This is a genomic window from Salinivibrio sp. PR5 (assembly GCF_001996085.1).
Taxonomy (GTDB): domain Bacteria; phylum Pseudomonadota; class Gammaproteobacteria; order Enterobacterales; family Vibrionaceae; genus Salinivibrio; species Salinivibrio proteolyticus.
The window spans coordinates 1-2123 of the sequence record NZ_MUFK01000088.1; the positions used below are offsets into that span (position 1 = coordinate 1).

At 40.7% G+C, this 2123-nt stretch carries 3 protein-coding genes; all 3 read left to right on the plus strand.

Annotated elements, in window-relative coordinates; translation table 11 throughout:
• Positions 1-19 precede the first annotated feature (19 nt).
• The 3 genes from BZG82_RS15930 to BZG82_RS15940 all read left to right on the plus strand — a co-directional run bounded on the left by BZG82_RS15930 (position 20) and on the right by BZG82_RS15940 (position 2080).
• A complete protein-coding gene (locus BZG82_RS15930; RefSeq protein ID WP_077480115.1) occupies positions 20-805 on the plus strand; it encodes a GNAT family N-acetyltransferase in 786 nt (261 codons plus the stop codon).
• Positions 806-972: 167 nt separating this feature from the next.
• The gene (locus BZG82_RS15935; RefSeq protein WP_077480116.1) at positions 973-1359 is read left to right on the plus strand and encodes a glyoxalase/bleomycin resistance/dioxygenase family protein; all 387 of its coding nucleotides are present in this window, start codon (positions 973-975) and stop codon (positions 1357-1359) included.
• Positions 1360-1459: 100 nt separating this feature from the next.
• Entirely contained in the window at positions 1460-2080 is a 621-nt protein-coding gene (locus tag BZG82_RS15940) for a DUF2726 domain-containing protein (RefSeq protein WP_077480117.1), read from the plus strand.
• Positions 2081-2123: the final 43 nt, after the last annotated feature.

Consider the following 2123-nt stretch of genomic DNA (forward strand, 5'->3'; position numbering starts at 1 on the left):
ATATAGTATCGAGGGAACGATGCAAGATAAAAAAGTAAGAGACGCCTATAACGTTTATTTTTACTTTAATAATGAACGAACGCTCTCAACTGATTTAGACAGTGAACTTTTTTCGGTTGAATCTGAAGGTTGCTCTGTCTTCGTGGACAAAACACGTAAGTATGATAACCAGATAATCATCCATGAATTTTCTAGCATAGAGACTTTAGAGAGTTATCTGAGTTTTTACACACATAACTTGCCCCCTGAAATCTCCGTCGAACCGCAGGCAACAACAAATGATCTGACAACATGGTTATTAAATCGTGACTTTATGCCGGAATATGAGCATGAATTTCTCGAACTGAAGTCGAATGATTATGTGACGTGTGCAGATAAATCCCAGCAAGTGTCAGTTGAACGATGGTCACATGATAATGTTGATGATTTTTTATCTCTACTTAAAACGTCAGGTTTAGAGTGTTCTAACGAAATCTGGCAGAAGAAACGTCCGCTTTACTGTACAGAAATGTTTCGTTGCTATGTTGCGAAAATAAACGGTGAGCCATGTGCTTGGGCAACGAGTTATATCGAGGGCGAATATGTAATACTCGCCAATGCGTATACACAAGAAAGTTATCGTTCGAAAGGGTGTCAGACTGCGCTACTTCGAGCACGAATTGAAGATGCTATTTCTTTAGGTGTTAAAGTGGTGTTGACTGATGTCATGCCAAACAGTACGAGTAGTCGTAACTGTAAGTCAGTCGGCTTTAGGCGTGTTGGTGTGAGAAGCGTATGGTGTAAAAATAGAGATACCCATAGTTGATATTAAGCTTCACCCTTTCAGTGTGATTAGGGATACATATAAGATCATGTTAATTGAGCCTAAATCACACTAACGATAGCGGCGTCGGCTGATTGCTAAGACGGTTTGATGAATTACTGGGTTACGACAGTTCATTTTTTATCGAGAAGTTTTTCGAGTCACTTTCAATGAATAATAAACAAGATTCTTCCAATGGTATATCCGTCTATCCATCTGCGTTGCTTATACATGTACCGAATGTAAATGAAGGGCTAGAGTGGTATCGCAAGGCTTTCCCTAATGCAACGCCTATGTATTATCCAGACTTTGATTTTACCGCCCTCGACTTAAATGGTTTTCAGTTGGAAATTGTGCAAGCCGATGAAAAAGTCCGCAATGGTAAGTGCGGAACTGTGCTGTATTGGCTGGTTGATGACTTGTTAAGCGCTCTAGAGCACTTTAAGGCAATCGGCGCTGAGTTATACCGCGGTCCAATAGCGATCGAGCATGGACTATCTATGTGCCAAGTCGCTGATCCATTTGGAAACCTAATTGGGCTCCGTGGGCCTGTTTGATGAATGAGAAGAGTTAGCAAGGGAAAAAATCAACGAGTTGTCATCTAAGTAAACCACAATGGAGTGTGCTTCTTGGGCACACAATCAGGGAATATTGATAATGTTATATCTTGGTGTTTTAATCGTTTTTATCTATCTGGTGTGGAAGTTTACAAAGGATAGCCAACCAACGGATACTCGGTGGAAGAGAAAGGAGCCGTCTCTTAGTCAAGAAACGGAGAGCTCAAAATACGCTGATAATCAGATAGATGATGATAATCCGCATAAACGTCGATTTGAGAGGGTTGAGCATAAACGCCAATCACATCTTGCGACTAGAAACGAGCAGAAACTCTATTTTGCTCTCCAAAAGGCTCTTCCCTCTGATTATGTCATTCACAGCCAAGTGTCTCTTATGGCGCTCGTTAAGCCCGTCGACTTCCGGCATAACTCTCGTACATGGGCGAAGCGTATGGATTTTGTGATAACTGACAAAACGACAAGAATACTCGCTGTGATTGAATTAGATGATGCGACGCATCAATGGACGAAAAGACAGGCACGCGATCAGTACGTAAATGAAGCGCTTTATGGTCATCATAAACTGATACGTATTCCGTCAGCGAGCTTTTATGAACCATCAAAAATCGCAGATATATTATCTCGTGAAGTAGATATCAAGTGTAATAACTTTGAAGAAAAACATTCGCTAAGTGATGTTAGTAAACCAAACGTCACTTAGTGTTTAATGCAAGTAAGCTCGTCAAGAGATTAAGAGTAAAAAG